At 44.4% G+C, this 257-nt stretch carries 1 protein-coding gene; it reads right to left on the reverse strand.

From position 1 onward, the window contains the following. Positions 1-257: hypothetical protein (locus tag SB725_RS32330; protein WP_410923589.1), on the reverse strand; the 257-nt coding region annotated here is incomplete at both ends.

Here is a 257-nt window from a genome sequence, read left to right on the forward strand (position 1 = left end):
TGCCAACATCATTCCAAATATAAATGCCAGTAACGGACTGTTCAGCAGCGCACATACCAGCGCACAGGCAACGTAAGCAATCCACCTACTTTCCTTTCCGAATAGCGCAAGCACGCAGCAGACAAGCATTGAACCGTATAGCTCGATACTCATCGTCCACAAAACGCCATTGTATGCACGCTGCGGGTCATAAGCAAAAAACACGTCAAACAGTGCAAATTTAAGACAATTAAAAAGCGATACCGATAAAGTAAATG

Origin of the sequence: Pseudomonas sp. SIMBA_041 (genome assembly GCF_046535095.1) — a bacterium.
Classification (GTDB): domain Bacteria; phylum Pseudomonadota; class Gammaproteobacteria; order Pseudomonadales; family Pseudomonadaceae; genus Aquipseudomonas; species Aquipseudomonas mucoides.